Source organism: Streptomyces sp. NPDC030995, from assembly GCF_055571215.1.
In genome coordinates this window covers 68,438-84,713 of the sequence record NZ_JBVIFS010000030.1, presented here as the reverse complement: position 1 = coordinate 84,713, position 16,276 = coordinate 68,438, and the positions used below count along the sequence as shown (strand labels likewise).

Here is a 16,276-nt window from a genome sequence, read left to right as displayed (position 1 = left end):
ATCAACCACAACCCACAACTGCCATGGTCCTTCCTCGCCCACACCGGCCTGACCATCCACCCACCACACCCACTGAACTTACGAAAAGATCAGTAGGGGGGTGTCTTGTCGATCAGGCCGGGTCAGGGAGCGGCGTCTGACGCGTGCGCTCGCAAGGCGGAGGTGGGGGTCCCCCCGCCGAAGGCAGGGGGAGGAGTCGACGCGGAGCGTCGGCGAGTGACGACAACGCGGCGAGCGTGCGTGGCAGGCGTCGCGAGCCCGGCCTGATCGACAAGACACCCCCTAGACTGCGGACCCCGTGGGTACGCAGACAGGCAGGGTGTAGATGTTCGAGTCCGTGCAGGAAAATCCCTACCCCGACAGCCACGTCCTGGGCGAAGGTCCCGAACCGCACCCGCTGCTGGGGCCCGTGCTGCCCCTGCTGGGGCGCTGGCACGGTCGGGGCCAGGGCCAGTACCCGACGCTGGAGAAGGACTTCCGGTACGAGCAGGAGCTCACCTTCAGCCACGACGGCCGCCCCTTCCTCCGTTACGAGGCACGGGCGTGGCTGATCGACGAGTCCGGGGCCCCGCTGCGGCCGGCGAGCCGTGAGGCCGGGTGGTGGCGGGTCACTCCCGACGCCTCGCTGGAGGTCGTGCTCGCCCACCCCACCGGCATCGTCGAGACGTACGTCGGGCGGGTGTCCGGTACGGATTTCGAGATCGAGACCAAGGACGTGTCGCTGACCCCGCTGGCCAAGGAGGTCACCGGCACCCGGCGCCACTACACCGTCAGGGCCGGGGAGATGACGGTCGTTCACGACATGGCGGCGGTGGGACAGCCCCTGCAGCACCACCTCACGACCCGTCTGCGGCTGCGCCCGTCCTGAAGGCGTCGCCCTCGGCGAGCGCGCGGAGCCGGGTCAGGGTGGCTTCCATGTTGCGCCGGTTGTGGGCCTGGCGGTCCCAGACTCCGGTGGTGAGCGGGGTCAGCGTACGCAGCACGCGCTCGCGCTGGTCGCGGGTGGATTCGGTGACGCGGCAGCCGTGGGGCGTGGCGGTGATGTCGTAGCGCCAGACCGCCATGGGCCGGCCGAACAGGGTGACCTTGAAGGCGAAGCAGCGTGCGGGCTCGGCGACGAGGATCCGGGACGTGGTGCGCCAGATCAGCGGGCCGTTGCGGTTCCAGGCCCGGAACGTCGCGCCGCGGTCCGCGGTCCCCGGCGCGACGGCGGGGGCCCTGGTCTCGGCGATGAACTGCGGCCAGCGACCGAAGTCCGTGATCAGCCGGTAGACGGTGCTCGGGGTGGCGGCGATCTCCGTACTGACCACCACGGTTTCCTCCCGCACGGCTAACCCTCCTTCGTGCCCGGCTCGGCGTGGATCTCGTCCGCCGGCAGGACGGGAGGGCGCTGGTGGGCCAGCGCCCGGCCGAGGGACGGCAGGACGCCACGGGGGTGTCCCTCGGCCGGACGTGGCGGCTCGGTGGAAAGAGAGGCTCGAAGCACGTCTTCGACGCTAGAAACGGAGTGTTCAGCAGACCGGCAGGTGATGTTCAAGTGGACTGCAAGAGTTGGATTGATACCCCCCGGGGGTTCCGGAAACATGGGTTGCCGTGACCGCTAGTGCTGTGGCCGGAAAGGTTTGCCGGGGCACGGCGTCCGGTGCGGTACCTCGCAAGGCGGAGGACCGTAGCTCGTACTGGACGTACCAGCGCGGTCCGACAACGCGGCGAGGTGCCGTGCCGGGGGCCGTGACCCGGTGAACCTTTCCGGCCACAGCACTAGGGTGGCCCGGAGACGTCAGTCACATGGGGGGACCAATGCGCATTCTGGTGGTCGAGGACGACGCACACGTCCGCGATGCCCTGGGGACCGCACTGCGCCAGCGCGGTCATGAGGTACTCGAGGCCGCGGACGGCAGACAGGCCCTGACCCGGGCCGAGGAGGCCGAATTCATCCTGCTGGACCTGGGGTTACCGGACCTGGACGGACTCCAGGTCTGCAAGCGGATCCGGGAGCGCTCGGCGGTGCCGATCATCGCGGTGACCGCCCGGTCGGAGGAGATCGACCGGGTCATGGGCCTGCACATGGGCGCGGACGACTACGTCGTCAAGCCGTACTCGCTGCACGAGCTGATCGCCCGGATCGAGGCGGTCTCCCGCCGCACCTGCCGCTGCCACATGGCGCCCGACGGGCACGATCCCGCCTGCCACGGAGAGACGGCCAGGGCCGGCGTGGCGACCGAGGCCGGTCCGCTGCGGATCGACCGCAAACAACGGGCCGCCGCACTGCACGGCCGCGATCTGCAGCTGACCCGCAAGGAGTTCGACCTGCTGGCCATGCTCGTGGAGGACACCCAGGCCGTCCACACGAGGGAAGCGATCGTGGCGCGGGTGTGGGACGAGAACTGGTTCGGCTCCACCCGCACCCTTGACGTCCATGTCGGCACCCTCCGGCGCAAACTCGGCGCGCACGGCTGGATCGAGAACATCCGCGGGGTCGGCTTCCGGCTCTGCCCGCCCGCCGAACAGGGGTAGCGCGGATGCGCCGCAGACTGCTGGTCACCTACCTCACCCTGACCGCCGTACTGCTGGTGGTGCTGGAGATCCCGCTCGGCTTCAACCTGGCGATGAACGAGTTCCACCACGCCGTCTTCGCGCAGACCGACGAGGCCGAGGTCCTCGCCGCCCGGATCTCCGGTGACACGGCGGCCCTGTCCTGGCAGCAACCGGTGTCCGCGTACGAGGCCTCCCATCCCGATGCGGCCGTCTGGGTCTTCGACGCCTCGGGGCGCCGGGTCTACGCGGGCGCCAAGGAACTGCACCCGGCCGGAGACTGGCAGGACGCCCTCGACCGGGCCCTGGCCGGCGAACGCACCGCGCCGCTGGACTATCCGTTCAACACCACCGGCGAACCCCTCATGGTCGCCGCGCCCCTGACGCACGGCCCCGAGCGGCTCGGCGCGGTCGCCGTGGTGGCCCCCATGGGTTCGCTGCGCGACCGGATGGCCGCCCAGGCCGCCCTCCTGCTCGGGATCGCGGTCGCCGGACTGGCAGCCAGCGCGCTGGCCGCGATCCCGCTGGCCCGCTGGAGCGTCCTGCCGGTGCTGCGGCTGCACGCGGCCGTCCGGCAGATCACCAAGGGCCGGTACGGCGTCCGCGCGGCCACCGACGACGGGCCCGCGGAGGTACGGGAGTTGGCCGAGGGCATCAACGAGATGACCCAGCGCCTGGTGGCCCTGCTGGAGGCCCAGCGCGGTTTCGTCGCCAACGTCTCCCACCAGATACGCAATCCGCTCGCCGCGTTGAGCCTGCGGGTGCAGGCACTCGAGGCGGTCGTCCCCGCCGACGGCCAACGCGCCATGGCGCTGGCACTGGAGGAGACGGCCCGGCTGGGGCGCATCCTCGACGAGCTCCTCCAGCTGGCCCAGGGGGCGGAATCGGCGTCGGGCACCATCGCCGTCAACGTGCGCGACGTGGTGGAGCAGCGCGCCCGCGCCTGGTCCCACGCGGCCGAGGAGAAGGACGTGACGCTCGCGGTCACCGGCGACCGGGTGGTGGGCCGGGCCCTGCCCGGCGCCCTGGACCAGGTACTGGACGTACTCCTCGACAACGCGCTGGGATTCTCCCCGGCCGAGGGCCGGATCGTGATCCGTACCTCGTCGGACGACGGCTGGGTCCGCATAGCGGTGGAGGACGAGGGCCCCGGCCTTCCGCCGCAGGACCGGGACAACGCCCGGCACAGGTACTGGCGGGGCGCCCAGCCCGCCGACCGGGAGGGCTCGGGCCTGGGGCTGGCGATCGCCACCGCGCTGCTGGAGGCCGGCGGGGGGCGGCTGACGCTGGCCGACGCCGTTCCGCACGGTCTGATCGCCTCCGCGGACATTCCCGCCGAGCGGACGCTGCCCCAAGAGCCGGTCGGCATACCGCGGTTCACGCCGTAGGGGGTGTCTTGTCGGTCGGGCCGGGTCCGCGCGTACGGGGTGCGCGGGGTGACATCACCCGGCTGCCCGGCAGGTGCTGCGGGTGCTCCGGTCCCCCGCCCCCGCATAGTCGTGGCAGGCCCGCAACGGCGGCGCCCTGCCCGAGGGAGTGACGATGGTGGATGTGGGACGGCGCGCTGCCCTGGCGGCGCTGGTGGCCGCGGGGCTCGTGCCCTGCTCCGGCGCGGCGGCGGCGCCGCGGCGAGGTAGCGCGCAGGCCGGCCCGCGGCCGCCGGCCTCGCTCCTGGGCACTGAGATCCGGCGGCTGCCCACGTCCCGGCGCGTCGTGGCGCTCACCTTCAACGCCGCCTGGGACGAGGCCGGGATCGACACCGTGCTGGCCGAACTGCGCCGGCGGAAGCTGTCCGCCACCTTCTTCCCGACCGGCGAGTTCGCCGAAGCCCACCCTTCCGCGGTGCGCGCCATGGCCGCCTCGCACGGCCTCGGCAACCACTCGTACAGCCACCCCTACTTCGACGACCTCAGCACCGCGGAGCGGGCGGAGGAGGTACGGCGGGCCGACGCGGCGATCCGTACGGCGTCCGGGGCCGAGCCCCTGCCGTTCTTCCGCTTCCCCTACAGCTCCACCAGCACGGGGTCCGTCGCCGACATCAACGACCTGGGCTACGCGGCGATCGAGTTCACCGCCGACACCAAGGGGTACGTCGGCCCGGAGGGCGGCATGAGCGTGGAGAAGGCGGTCGAGCGGGCCGTCGACGCCCTCACCCCCGGAGCGATCCTCCAGATGCACGTCGGCAGCACCGGCGACGGCATCGTCCTCGACGCCGAGGCCCTCCCCCTGATCATCGACGCCGCCCTGGCGGAGGAGTACGAGATCATCGACCTGCGCCGGTTCCTCACGGGAGCACCCGCACGGCGGTGACGGCCGGCCTCCCCTCCCCGTGCGTGCCGCGCCTCGCGACCCGCGTACTGTCTCCCTGTTCGTCATGTGGGAGGGGACATCCATGCAGGTCAGATCCAGACGCGGCTTCCTGGTCGCGGCCGCGGCCATCACCGCCGCGTCGTCCGTCAGCGCGTGCACGGGGCGGGACGGGAAGGGCGACCCGCTCGACGTGTCGGCGAGCGCCGACCTGCCGGCGGCCCCGGAGTCACTGGCCTCCGACGGCACCACGATCGTCCTCGGCGACCCGAGCGCCGCGCTCGCGGTCCGCCTGTACGAGGACCCGAGCTGCCCGGCCTGTGAGGAGTTCGAGAGGGAGGGCACCGGCCCGTACCTGAAGCGGGCGGCCCGCAACGGCGCACTGCAGCTGCAGTTCACCCTGGGGTCCTTCCTCGGCCCGGGGTCGAAGCACGCCGTGAACGCGCTGCGCGCCGCCCTGGACCGGGGCAGGTTCGCCGAGTACCACGACGTGCTCTACCGCCATCAGGCGAGCGCGCGGAAGGGCGGCGGCTTCACGCGGGACCGGCTGCTGGCCCTGGCCGTCCTGATCGAGGGCCTGCGCGGCCCGGAGTTCGACGCGGCCGTGCTGGAGACGAAGCACCGGGAGTTCGTCGAGGCGTCCGACGAGGCGCTCAGCCGCTCAGCCGTCAAGGGCACCCCCACCATGGCGATCAACGGAACCGTGGTGCCGACGAGCAGCCAAGGCCTCTACACCGACCGCAGCCGCCTCTACCGGCACCTCAGGAAGACGGCCCAGTCGACGGAGTGAGACCCCGGCGCGGGCGGCCCGGGCAGAGTCCGACCGCACGCGCCACCATGAACACGCCGGTTCTTCACCGACCTGGGCCTCTGAGCCCCGACGCCTCCCTGATCCCCGGCCGACTCGGCCGGGGATCAGGCGTACCCGGTCCAACTCCTGTCGGGATGCGGGTCGTTACGCCGGGTGTCGACTATCGTCCGTTTCTGGACTGACGATCAGGACAGGGGGATGCGACAGGTGAGCGGGACAGAGCTGTTGGCCGGGCGTTTCGAGGAGCACCGTCCCCATCTGCGGGCGGTGGCCTACCGGATGCTGGGATCGCTCAGCGAGTCGGAGGACGCCGTACAGGAGGCCTGGCTCAAGCTGAGCCGCTCCGATGCCGCCGCGGTGGAGAACCTGGGCGGCTGGCTGACCACCGTGGTCGGCCGGGTCTGCCTGGACATGCTGCGCTCGCGCACCACGCGGCGCGAGGATCCGCTGCACGACGAGGACGGGCAGGTCCGCCTTCCCGATCCGGTCGTCAGCCGCGCGGACGGTCTGGACCCCGAGCAGCAGACGCTCCTGGCCGACTCGGTCGGTCTCGCCCTGATGGTCGTCCTGGAGACCCTCTCCCCCGCCGAGCGCCTGGCCTTCGTCCTGCACGACCTGTTCGCCGTGCCCTTCGAGGAGATCGCCCCCGCCCTCGGGCGCAGCGCCGCAACGACCCGGCAGCTCGCCAGCCGCGCCCGGCGCCGCGTCCAGGGCGCGGCGCCCGCTCCGGACGCCGACCGGGCCCGCCTGCGTACGGTGGTCGACGCCTTCCTCGCGGCCTCGCGCAGCGGGGACTTCGACGCGCTCGTCTCCATCCTCGACCCCGAGGTCGTGGCACGCTCCGACGGGGGCACGCTGCGCCCGAGCTTGATCCGCCGCGGCGCGGCCGCCGTCGCCTCCCAGGCGATCACCTTCGCCCGGATCGCCGAAGCCGCGCGTCCGGTACTGGTCAACGGGATCCCGGGGGTGGTGGCGATGGCGGAGGGCCGGGCCGTGTCCGTCATGGCGTTCACCGTCCAGGACGGCAGGATCACCGCACTCGACATCCTGACCGACCCGGAGCGCCTCGCGCGTCTCGGCCTGAGCTCCGTCGAGGGCTGAGCCCCGCCCGCGCTCCGGCAGCCGCCCACGCTCCGGCAGCCACCCGCACTCCGACCGCCATCCGCACTCCGGCCGGCTCCCGCCCTACTGCGGCGCGGGAGCCGGGCGGTCGAGCGCGGCCCGATAGAAGTCGATCTTGGCCCGGATGGTCCGCTGGCGTTGCCTCAGGTCGGCGATGTGCTCCTCCAGCTGCTCGTCGTGGGTCTCCAGCGCGGTCAGCCGGGCCGCGAAGGTGTGGTCGCCGGCCCGTACGAGCTCGGCGAAGCGCCGCATGTCGGCGATGGGCATGCCGGTGTCGCGCAGACAGCGCAGCACGCCGAGCCATTCCATGTCCGCGCGGGTGTAGCGGCGGTGGCCGCTTCCGGCGCGCTCGACTCCGCTCAGCAGGCCGACGCGTTCGTAGTAGCGCAGTGTGTCCAGGCTGAAGCCGGACTCCGCCACGGCCTGGGCGGGAGTCAGGGTCTGGAGCTGGGCCTGGGGCTGTAGCCGGGTGGGGGTCAAGTGGTCGGCAGTCGTCATGACCACCATGATCCCCTTGACCTGGACCGCGCTCCAGACGGAAATCTCTCCCTTGCGACGACATCGTCACAACCCCTCGGGAGGAACCATGTCCAACCCCACCACGCGTGAAATCTGCCTGGGCACCATGCTGTTCGGGACCAGGGTCGCGGAGTCCACCGCCTTCGCCGTGCTGGACCGCTACCACGAACGCGGTGGCCGCTTCCTCGACACGGCCAACTGCTACAGCTTCTGGATGGACGGCGCAACCGGCGACGAGAGCGAGCTGCTGATCGGCCGCTGGATGGCCGCCCGGGGCAACCGGGACGAGATCGTACTGGCCACCAAGGTCGGCGCCCGCCCGGCCGGTCCCGGCGAATGGCCGGGCAGCGCCGAGGGTTTGTCGGCCAAGGCGGTCCGGGCCGGCGTCGAGGGCAGCCTGCACCGGCTGGGCACCGACCGGATCGACCTCTACTACGCGCACATCGAGGACCGGTCGGTGCCGCTCGAGGAGACCGTCACCGCGCTCGGCGAGCTGGTCGCGGAGGGCACCGTCGGGGAGCTCGGGGTCAGCAACCAGGTCACCTGGCGGATCGAGCGGGCCCGCCGGCTGGCCGAGCGGCTGGGGCTGGCCGGGTACACCAGGGTCCAGCAGCAGTACACGTACCTCCGGCCGCGGCCGGGGGCCGACTTCCGCGCCGGCGAGCACGCCTCGGACGAGCTCTTGGACTACGTGGCCCAGGAGCCGGGCCTGGAACTGCTCGCCTACAGTCCGCTCCTGGGGGGCGCCTACACCGATCCGGCCAAGCCGGTTCCGGCGCAGTTCGACCACCCCGGCACAGCGTCCCAACTCGCGGCGCTGCGGGAGGTGTCGGCGCAGACGGGCGCGACCACCGGGCAGGCCGTACTCGCCTGGCTGCTGGGCGGGGCGCGGGCCGTGACGCCGATCGTCGGGGCGAGTTCGGTCGCCCAGTTGGACGAGTCGCTCGATGCCCTGGACCTGGTGCTGACGGCCGAACAGCGGGAAATCCTGGACTCGCCCTGACGGATCCTCACCGGTCGTGACGGAGGCAATTCGGCAGGTAGTAATTAGGTGAATTCCTGACTGAATTCCCGTCAATAAGCCTGCGCGCTATATCTCGATTTGATAACAACCCTCTCGAAAAGGCCTGGACCATTGATGCGCAACGCGCGTAACTGCCCTTGTTTTATTGAGAATTGAGTGTTCGTCAAATCAGGTGAACGGGTAACGGAATGATTTCTCGTCGCGCGCCCCCCTTTGTCCGAATTTTCCGCCGCATTCGTCTGGCAGGCTTCCGCGCACCCAGTCATCCAACAAGGATTTGAGGTGCCCATGACAGGACGACGCAGGCGGCGTACCACCGACCACCGCCGCAGACCCCGGCGGTTGATACTCCTCACCGCCGCCACGGCAACGGCGGCGGTGATCGCTGCAGGCATCGCCTACTCCGGACTCGGCGACGGCGCCCAGGCGTTGGCGCCCGCGCAGGCCGCGGACGCCGCCGCCCCGGCCGCCGCGCCGGCCCGGGACCAGGAGCCGGAGCCCATCGCGGCCGCGCCCGCCAACGAGAGCGCGCGCGGCATGGTCTACGACGGCCTCGCGGTCGCGCCCAAGGGCGACAAGTGCGTCGGCGTCTACCGCACCGACGCCGGGCTGTGCACCCACGGTCCCGACGCCCCGCCCAAGGGCGTCGACATCACCAAGGAGATCGCACCCGCCGTCAAGGAGAGCGCTCCGGCGGCCGATCCGGCCCGCCCCGCGAGCGACGACCCGGCCACCAAGGAAGGCGGCGGGCGTCCTCAGGACGCGCCCGCCGCCGACGCCGGGGCCACCAAGGCCACCGCGCCCGAGCCCGCCGCCGCCTCCGCCGGCCAGGGCGTCGCCGCCGGCCCCGCGGGCCAGACCGTCCAGTGCGACGGCGACGGCAGCACCGGCAACCGCGTCCAGGTCGTGTACGTCCACGCTCCCGGCCGCGACCGCTACTCCGAGTACGTCGCCTCCTTCCGCAAGTGGGCGGCCGATGCCGACCTCATCTACGCGGCGAGCGCCCAGGAGACCGGCGGGATCCGCCACATCCGCTACGTGACGGCAGCGGACTGCACCCCCACGGTGCTCAACATCGAGCTCCCGGCCTCGGCGCTGGCCGAGTTCAGCGCGACCAACAACGCGCTCGCCGGCAAGGGCCTCGACCGCCGCGACCGCAAGTACATGATCTTCGCGGACACCCAGGTCTACTGCGGCATCGGGACCTTCGCGGGCGACGAGCGGCCCGGCCAGGCCAACCAGAGCAACTTCGGCCCGTCCTACGGCCGTACGGACTCCGGCTGCTGGGGCGGCCACACCGCCGCACACGAGCTCGGCCACAACCTCGGGGCGGTCAACAACAGCGCCCCGAACACCAGCCGCGGCGCCCACTGCACCGACGAGTTCGACGTCATGTGCTACTCGGACACCCCGTACTACCCCCAGATGCGCAACGTCTGCACCAACCAGGCGTCGGAGAACATCCTGGACTGCAACCACGACGACTACTTCCACACCAGTCCCAAGGCCGGAAGTTACCTGGCCACGCACTGGAACATCGCCGACAACCAGTTCCTGATGAAGACGAAGGGCGGCACCGACCCCGGTCCGAACCCGAACCCCACCCCGACCCCGACGCAGAAGCCCACGCCGACCCCGACGAAGAAGCCCACGGGAGGCCCGGCCGCGACGGCCGGCGAGATCCGGTCGGACTCCGTCGTGGTGAGCTGGCCCAAGGTCGACGGCGCCGCCTGGTACCAGGTCCTGCTCAACGGCAAGCACCTGACCTGGGTGCAGTCCCAGATGCTCCGCATCTACAACCTCCAGCCCAACACCTCGTACACGGTCACCGTCTCGGTGCGCGACAGCGCCGGCCGTGACAGCGGACCCGGCAAGGCCGCGACCTTCCGTACGGCGGGGGCGGGCGGTGGCGCGACCACCCCGAACACCCGGTACACGCTCGGCAACGGCAGTACCGGCATGGCCGCCGAGGTGTGGGGCGGGCGCACCGCCGACGGCACGGTGCTCGTCGGGGGCCGCGCCAACGGGTACGCCCAGCAGCAGTGGTTCTTCGACGACGCGGGCAGCGGCCAGGTCCGCATCCGGTCCGCGGTCTCCGGCAAGTGCCTGCAGCCGGGCGGCGCGCCCGCGGAGGGCATGTGGATCGCGCAGCAGCCCTGCGGCAGTAACGGCGCGCAGGCCTGGAAGCTGTCGTCCCGCGGGGGCGCGGTGACCGTCACGGATCCCAGCGGCGCCTTCGCCCTCACCGTGAGCAACCGCCCCTACTACGGGTACTGGCTGCTCGACCTCCAGCGTGCGGACGGCCGCGCGGCGCAGGTCTGGACCGTGCAGAAGGCCGGCTGAGCGCCACCGCGCCGCCGTGAACTGCTGACGTCCTGACGCAGTGAACCCCACCCGGCGGACGGCCGCCCCGCGCGGCCGTCCGCCGGGCCCCCTCACCTCGACCGGAGCACCCCGACGATGCGCATACGAACCGCTTTCCCTGCCGCCTTGGCCGCACTCGGCCTCATGTTCCTGATCCCCGCCACGGCCCACGCCCACGGCGACACCGTGAAGGTGGTGGTGACCGGGCAGCGGCAGGGCCATGTCACCGCCGACGTCACCTGGGAGAACGACGGGGACGCCGTCGACGAGGCGGTCGCCGCCACCGTGAACGCGGTCAGCGGCGACGGCTCCCGCACGCTGGGGCCCTGGCGGCTGGTCCGCGACCCCGCCGCGGCACCCGCCGGCTGGACCACGGCCGAGACCTTGCCACCGGGTTCCTGGAAGGTCAGCGTGGACGTGGGGTTCCCGGCGCTCGGACACGGCGAACTCGAAGTCGGCGTACCCGTGGTGGACCCGGCGCCGACCACCGGCACCCCGGCCACGGGCACCCCGACAGCCTCGGCCCCGGCTCCGCTCACGCCTTCCCCTGCGGCTCCGTCGGCCGCGGCCCCGTCCGCGTCCACGGCGCAGGTGCCGGATGCCGACGCCGAGAGCGACACCGAGGGTGACGCCGTGTGGTGGACGACGGCGGGCGTGGCGGTGACCGCCCTGGCCGGAGCGGCCGTCGGTCTCCTGCTGCGCCGTCGGCGGATGCGTCGCGGCCGGCTCGAGTAGCCGGCTGGAACGGGCGGGAACCCCGCCGCTGGATCTTGCGTCGTACGAGTCCGGAGCACATGAGGGGTGGGACTTTGGCGGAGCGGGCGGACAGCGCTGCGGACAGCGGTGCGCACCGCGTCGACCGGTGGCGTTGGGGCAGGGACGCGAAAGGCCGCTCGACCTGGTCGCGCGGGCGCGTCCTCGCGTCGCTCGCCGTACTGACCGCCGCCCTGCTGGCGTTCCACTCCGCGGTGCCCAATGGCGTGGGCCGCCTCGGGAGTCTGCTGGAGGCCTTCCTGCCCTGGCTCGGCCTGGCCGTTCCGGTCCTGCTGGCGCCGGCCCTCGTACGCCGCTCCGCCACCGCGCTGGTGGCCTTGCTGCTGCCCGCGGCCGTATGGGCACACCTCTTCGGCGGGCTGCTCCTCCCCGCTGCCCCGCACCACGGCGCACCCCACATCACGGCGGTCCAGCACAACGTCAGTGACGAGAACCCCGACCCGGCGGGCACCGCACGGGCCCTGATCGAGGGCGCGCCGGATCTCGTCGCGCTGGAGGAGCTGACTCCCGCCGCACTGCCGGTCTACGAGGCGACCCTGGGGCCGCACTACCCGTACCACGCGGTCGAGGGCACGGTCGGGCTCTGGTCGAAGCATCCGCTGACGGACGTCCGGCGGCTGGACATCAAGCCGGCGGGGATCGGCGAGGAGTGGAGCCGTGGCCTGCGGACCGGCGTGCGCACGCCGCAGGGCGAGATCGCCGTGTACGTCGCCCACCTGCCCTCGATCCGCATCCGGTCGAACGGCTTCGCTTCCGGCCTGCGCGACGAGAGCGCGCGACTGCTGGGCGCGGCCCTCGCCGCCGAGAACGTGGACCGCGTGATCCTGCTGGGCGACCTCAACAGCACGGTGGACGACCGCGGGCTCGCCCCGGTCACCGCGCGCATGGGTCCGCCGCGGCGGGGGCTCGCCTTCAGCTGGCCCGCGGGCGTCCCCGTCGCCCGGATCGACCAGATCCTGACCCGCTCGGCGACGGCCACCGACGTCTGGACCCTGCCCGCCACCGGCAGCGACCACCTGCCGATCGCCGCCCGCATCACGCTGGGACCTTCCTAGCCCTTGTCCGGGCCGCCCACGCGGATCACGAGCTTGCCGCGCACCTGTCCCTCTCTGAGGTGGCGGATGGCATCGGGTGCCTCGGCCAGCGGGTAGGTCCGGTCGACGGCGGGGGTCACCGAGCCGGCCTCGATGAGTTCGTTGAGGACCGCCAGGTCGCTGTGGTGTTCCACGGAGGCGAGCCCGCGCAGGTTGTGGCCGACGAAGGGGGACAGCAGGAGCGCGCCCAACTGCCGTTGGTTGCCGCCGATCCAGCGGTCGCCTTCTTCGCCGCCGACGATGACGAGGGTTCCGCGGGCGGTGAGGGCGCGGCGGAGCCGGGAGACCGGGCGGTTGCCCGCGATGTCGAGGATGAGGTCGTAGCGGTGGCGGCCGTCGGTGGGGTCCTCGGCTGCGTAGTCGACGACCTCGTCGGCGCCGAGGGAGCGGACCAGGTCCGCCTTGGCGGCGCTGCAGACTCCGGTGACGTGCGCCCCGAAGGCCTTGGCCAGTTGCACGGCGTAGCTGCCCACGCCTCCGGACGCGCCGAGGATCAGGACGCGTTGCCCGGCCTCGACCCGGCCGCCGTCCCGCAGGGCCTTGAGGGCGGTGCACGCGGACACGGGCACGGCGGCGGCCGCCTCGAAGCCGAGGTTCGCCGGCTTGGGCGCGAGCCTGTCCTCCTTGGCGATGGCGTACTCGGCGAACGAACCGGTGCCGCTGCCGTACACCTCGTCGCCCGGCCGGAAGCGTGTGACGTCCGGGCCGACGGACTCCACCCGCCCCGCGAGGTCCAGGCCGGGGACGCGCGACTTGGGCTTGCGGAGGCCGAAGCCCGCGGCGCGGATCGCGTACGGCAGGCCCGCCACGAGGTGCCAGACGCCCTGGTCGACGGCGGCCGCGTGGACCCGTACGAGCACCTCGCCCTTGCCCGGAACCGGCCGGTCTATCTCGTCGAGCCGCAGGACCGCGGGCGGTCCGTAGATGTCCTGGACGATGGCCTTCATGAGTCGTCTCCTTCGGTCACGGTGTACTGGAACACTTGGTCGAGCGGTACCGCGAATACTCGGGCGATCTCGAACGCCTTCTCCAGGGAGGGCGAATAGCGGCCCTGTTCGATGGCGATGACGGTCTGCCGGGTGACGCCGATGCGGCGGGCGAGCTCGGCCTGCGTCATCTCCCCGTTGGCGAAGCGCAGGGCCCGGATCGCGTTGGTGACCTTCGTCGGCCTCACCACGGCTGGAACCCCGACCGGTAGGCGACGATCTTCGCCGTGGACCCGACGATCGCCGACAGGACGAACGCCAGGTAGATCGCGTTGGCGATCCAGAACTGGTCCACCTCGGCCATCGCCAGGACGAGCCCGGCCACGCCGCCGATCACGACGAACGACTGGCCGATGTACTCGCCGAAGTGGTGGATCTCCCGGTCGCGCTGATCCTTGGTCTTCCCCTCCTCGGGCGACAGCGCCGCCACGGTGATGTGGAGCACGATCGAGGTGACGATGGCCGCACCGACCGTCCACAACAGTGCGGCCGCATACGGCTGTTCAGCCAGGGGCGCGTCCCCGGCGCGCCCGAGGACGACGACCAGATAGGCGGCGTACGACACGATCGCGACCACGATCATGATCCAGGCACGTTTCTCCTCGATTGCCACTGCCGCTCCGCTCTCACCCTCGATGTAAAGAAAACCCGACACCTGGAGTGTCAAGCAACCAGGACACGGTGTCAAGATTTCTATACATCGAGAGTGAGGTCGGGGCGGGAAGGGCCAGGGAATGGGACGGGGGGGAGGAGCCGGGGCGGAGGAAAGCCCGTCTCACTGCCCGGCGAGGAGGGATTCCGCGACGGTGGTGCGGGCGTAGAGCACGGAGCGGCCGGCCCGGTGGGCGCTGACCAGGCCCGCGTCGCGCAGGGCGGTCAGGTACTGGGACACCCCGGACGGGGAGAGCCCCGTACGCCGGGCCAGTTCGGTGGTGGAGGCGGGGCTGTCCAGCTCGGCCAGCAGCCGGGTGCGGGAGCGGCCGAGCACGGCGGCGAGGGCGTCGGCCCTGGTGGCGGTACGGGGTTGCCACAGCGCCCCGATACCGCGTGCCGGGTAGGCCAGTTGCGGCGGCTGCGGCGGCGTCACCCGGGTGAAGGGGACCGGCCCGGTGAAGACCGAGGGAATCAGCACCAGCCCCGCGCCCGCCGCTGTCCGGGACAGCATCCGGTGCCGGCGGTCCAGCCGGAGCGCGTTGTCGTCCCAGCTCACCGAGGGGTGCAGCCCGCCCAAGAGGTGACCCGGGCCCTGTTCGGCGGCCTGGCGGGCCCGGTGGAAGACGTCGGCGTCGAGCACGGCGCGCAGCCGCGCCCAGTAGGGCGCGAGCGCCAGTTCCCAGTAGGTCCCGATCTCCTCCGCGACCCGGTCCAGGCGGGCCGGCGGCTCTGCGTACAGGGCTCGCAAACGGGGACCGAGACGGCCCTGCTCGCGCCCCAGGCGGTCGAGGTCCCGGCGTACCCGGGCGGCGGGGGCGGCCAGGATCCCGGCCAGCTCCTCCGCCAGCGTGGGGGCGGGTCCGGGAGGCGCCGGGTTGAGGAAGTCGGGCACGTAGCCCGAGGGCGGAATCAGCTCGGCGAGCAGGCCCCGGTCCAGCCCGGCATCCGCCACCCGCGGCCGTACCTGCTCGATCCAGGGCTGGTGAACGGGGTGTGCGGCGCCGGAGGCCAGGAGCCGGAAGCTGGGCCCGACTTCCCACATCGGCGAGACGGCGAACCGCATCTGCGCCAGGTCGCTCGTCGAGAACGCCAGCTCCGCCAGCACGGCCACCCCGAGGATTCACACATGTCCGAATCGATTGTGCCCAGCCTACGGGAGGGACAGCATCCCTGACATGACCTCAGAGACGATCACCGCAGCGGCATCGGGCACGTGGACGCTCGGCGACTTGAAGATCAACCGGATGGGCTTCGGCGCCATGCGCCTGCCGCAGACCGGCGAGGCGTTCGGGGAGGACGCCGTGCCGCGCGACCGGGACGCGGCGATCGGCGTGCTGCGCCGCGCCGTCGAGCTCGGCGTGAACCACATCGACACCGCCGCGTTCTACTTCTCCCCCCTGCGCTCCGCCAACGAACTGATCAGCCGGGCCCTGGCCCCCTACCCGGACGATCTCGTCCTCACCACCAAGGTCGGCCCGGGGCGCGACCCCTCGGGTGAGTGGCTGCCCCACGCCACCCCCGAACAGCTGCGCGGCCAGGTCGAGGAGAACCTGCGCCAGCTCGGCCGCGACCACCTCGACGTGGTGAACCTGCGCATCGTCGGCGCCGACTCGATCGCCGAACGCTTCGGCGCCCTCGCCGAACTGCGGGAGGCCGGCCTCATCCGCCACCTGGGCCTCTCCAACATCCACCCCCACCACCTGGCCGAGGCCCTGGCCATCGCTCCGGTGGTCTGCGTACAGAACCAGTACGGCATCGGCATCAGGCCCGACTACGACGCGTTCGTGCGCACCTGCGGCGAACGGGGCATCGCGTTCGTGCCGTTCTACTCGATCGCCGGCACGGGTCGTCAGGCGGGCGCGAGCGGCGCCGAGCGCACGGAGGTGCTGGCCGTCGCGCGGGCCCACGGGGCGAGCGCGGCGCAGGTACGGCTGGCGTGGACTCTGCACCGCGGCGCGCATGTGCTGGCCATCCCCGGCACCGGCGACCCCGATCACCTGGCCGCCAATGTGGCCGCGGGCGCGCTGCGGCTGTCCGAGGACGGACTGGCCGTCCTGGACGCCCTCCACCGGGGCGGGGAATAGGA

General features: G+C 72.2%; 18 protein-coding genes. 11 read left to right on the top strand and 7 right to left on the bottom strand.

Going from position 1 to position 16,276, the window contains the following annotated elements:
- Positions 1 to 325 precede the first annotated feature (325 nt).
- The gene (locus ACZ45T_RS31670) at positions 326 to 868 is read left to right on the top strand and encodes a heme-binding beta-barrel domain-containing protein (protein ID WP_468447375.1); all 543 of its coding nucleotides are present in this window, start codon (positions 326 to 328) and stop codon (positions 866 to 868) included.
- Here the strand turns inward: ACZ45T_RS31670 and ACZ45T_RS31665 are convergent.
- On the bottom strand, positions 837 to 1,328 hold the full coding sequence (locus ACZ45T_RS31665) for an SRPBCC family protein (protein WP_468447373.1): 492 nt from the start codon (positions 1,326 to 1,328) through the stop codon (positions 837 to 839). The genes ACZ45T_RS31670 and ACZ45T_RS31665 overlap by 32 nt on opposite strands.
- 2 nt (positions 1,329 to 1,330) lie before the next feature.
- Entirely contained in the window at positions 1,331 to 1,486 is a 156-nt protein-coding gene (locus ACZ45T_RS31660; RefSeq protein WP_468447371.1) for a hypothetical protein, read from the bottom strand.
- Positions 1,487 to 1,800: 314 nt separating this feature from the next.
- Between ACZ45T_RS31660 and ACZ45T_RS31655 the strand changes: the two genes are divergently transcribed.
- From ACZ45T_RS31655 to ACZ45T_RS31635, 5 genes are all read left to right on the top strand, one after another.
- Positions 1,801 to 2,517, top strand: a complete 717-nt coding sequence (locus ACZ45T_RS31655) for a response regulator transcription factor (protein ID WP_468447369.1) — start codon at positions 1,801 to 1,803, stop codon at positions 2,515 to 2,517.
- A gap of 5 nt (positions 2,518 to 2,522) precedes the next feature.
- Positions 2,523 to 3,923 (top strand): sensor histidine kinase, encoded by a 1,401-nt coding sequence (locus ACZ45T_RS31650; RefSeq protein WP_468447367.1) that lies wholly within the window; start codon positions 2,523 to 2,525, stop codon positions 3,921 to 3,923.
- A gap of 154 nt (positions 3,924 to 4,077) precedes the next feature.
- Positions 4,078 to 4,845, top strand: coding sequence for a polysaccharide deacetylase family protein (locus ACZ45T_RS31645; protein ID WP_468447365.1), 768 nt, complete (start codon positions 4,078 to 4,080; stop codon positions 4,843 to 4,845).
- Between the two features lie 82 nt (positions 4,846 to 4,927).
- Positions 4,928 to 5,632 carry a DsbA family protein gene (locus ACZ45T_RS31640; RefSeq protein ID WP_468447363.1) on the top strand — a complete coding sequence of 235 codons (705 nt, stop codon included), beginning with the start codon at positions 4,928 to 4,930 and terminating at the stop codon, positions 5,630 to 5,632.
- A gap of 228 nt (positions 5,633 to 5,860) precedes the next feature.
- Entirely contained in the window at positions 5,861 to 6,754 is an 894-nt protein-coding gene (locus tag ACZ45T_RS31635; RefSeq protein WP_468447361.1) for a sigma-70 family RNA polymerase sigma factor, read from the top strand.
- An 84-nt stretch (positions 6,755 to 6,838) separates the two neighbouring features.
- On the opposite strand, the gene ACZ45T_RS31630 is transcribed toward ACZ45T_RS31635, so the two are convergent.
- Positions 6,839 to 7,273: a MerR family transcriptional regulator gene (locus ACZ45T_RS31630; protein ID WP_468447359.1), complete on the bottom strand. Its 435-nt coding sequence runs from the start codon at positions 7,271 to 7,273 to the stop codon at positions 6,839 to 6,841.
- Positions 7,274 to 7,361: 88 nt separating this feature from the next.
- Here ACZ45T_RS31630 and ACZ45T_RS31625 point away from each other — a divergent pair, with 88 nt between their 5' ends.
- The 4 genes from ACZ45T_RS31625 to ACZ45T_RS31610 all read left to right on the top strand — a co-directional run bounded on the left by ACZ45T_RS31625 (position 7,362) and on the right by ACZ45T_RS31610 (position 12,511).
- Complete coding sequence (locus tag ACZ45T_RS31625; protein ID WP_468447357.1) at positions 7,362 to 8,297, top strand: aldo/keto reductase; 936 nt, start codon at positions 7,362 to 7,364, stop codon at positions 8,295 to 8,297.
- A gap of 309 nt (positions 8,298 to 8,606) precedes the next feature.
- A complete protein-coding gene (locus ACZ45T_RS31620; protein WP_468447355.1) occupies positions 8,607 to 10,661 on the top strand; it encodes an RICIN domain-containing protein in 2,055 nt (684 codons plus the stop codon).
- A 147-nt stretch (positions 10,662 to 10,808) separates the two neighbouring features.
- Positions 10,809 to 11,417, top strand: coding sequence for a hypothetical protein (locus tag ACZ45T_RS31615; protein ID WP_468447353.1), 609 nt, complete (start codon positions 10,809 to 10,811; stop codon positions 11,415 to 11,417).
- 74 nt (positions 11,418 to 11,491) lie between these two features.
- Entirely contained in the window at positions 11,492 to 12,511 is a 1,020-nt protein-coding gene (locus tag ACZ45T_RS31610) for an endonuclease/exonuclease/phosphatase family protein (RefSeq protein ID WP_468447351.1), read from the top strand.
- On the opposite strand, the gene ACZ45T_RS31605 is transcribed toward ACZ45T_RS31610, so the two are convergent.
- The 4 genes from ACZ45T_RS31605 to ACZ45T_RS31590 form a co-directional block, all read right to left on the bottom strand.
- Entirely contained in the window at positions 12,508 to 13,497 is a 990-nt protein-coding gene (locus ACZ45T_RS31605) for an NAD(P)-dependent alcohol dehydrogenase (RefSeq protein ID WP_468447349.1), read from the bottom strand. The two genes, ACZ45T_RS31610 and ACZ45T_RS31605, sit on opposite strands and share 4 nt — an antisense overlap.
- Positions 13,494 to 13,727, bottom strand: coding sequence for a helix-turn-helix transcriptional regulator (locus ACZ45T_RS31600; RefSeq protein ID WP_468447347.1), 234 nt, complete (start codon positions 13,725 to 13,727; stop codon positions 13,494 to 13,496). Before ACZ45T_RS31600 ends, ACZ45T_RS31605 begins: the two co-directional genes overlap by 4 nt.
- A complete protein-coding gene (locus ACZ45T_RS31595; RefSeq protein WP_468447345.1) occupies positions 13,721 to 14,149 on the bottom strand; it encodes a hypothetical protein in 429 nt (142 codons plus the stop codon). Before ACZ45T_RS31595 ends, ACZ45T_RS31600 begins: the two co-directional genes overlap by 7 nt.
- Positions 14,150 to 14,311: 162 nt before the next feature.
- The gene (locus ACZ45T_RS31590; protein WP_468447383.1) at positions 14,312 to 15,253 is read right to left on the bottom strand and encodes an ArsR/SmtB family transcription factor; all 942 of its coding nucleotides are present in this window, start codon (positions 15,251 to 15,253) and stop codon (positions 14,312 to 14,314) included.
- A 112-nt stretch (positions 15,254 to 15,365) separates the two neighbouring features.
- On the opposite strand from ACZ45T_RS31590, the gene ACZ45T_RS31585 reads away from it, so the two are divergent.
- Positions 15,366 to 16,274 (top strand): oxidoreductase, encoded by a 909-nt coding sequence (locus ACZ45T_RS31585; RefSeq protein ID WP_468447343.1) that lies wholly within the window; start codon positions 15,366 to 15,368, stop codon positions 16,272 to 16,274.
- Positions 16,275 to 16,276: the final 2 nt, after the last annotated feature.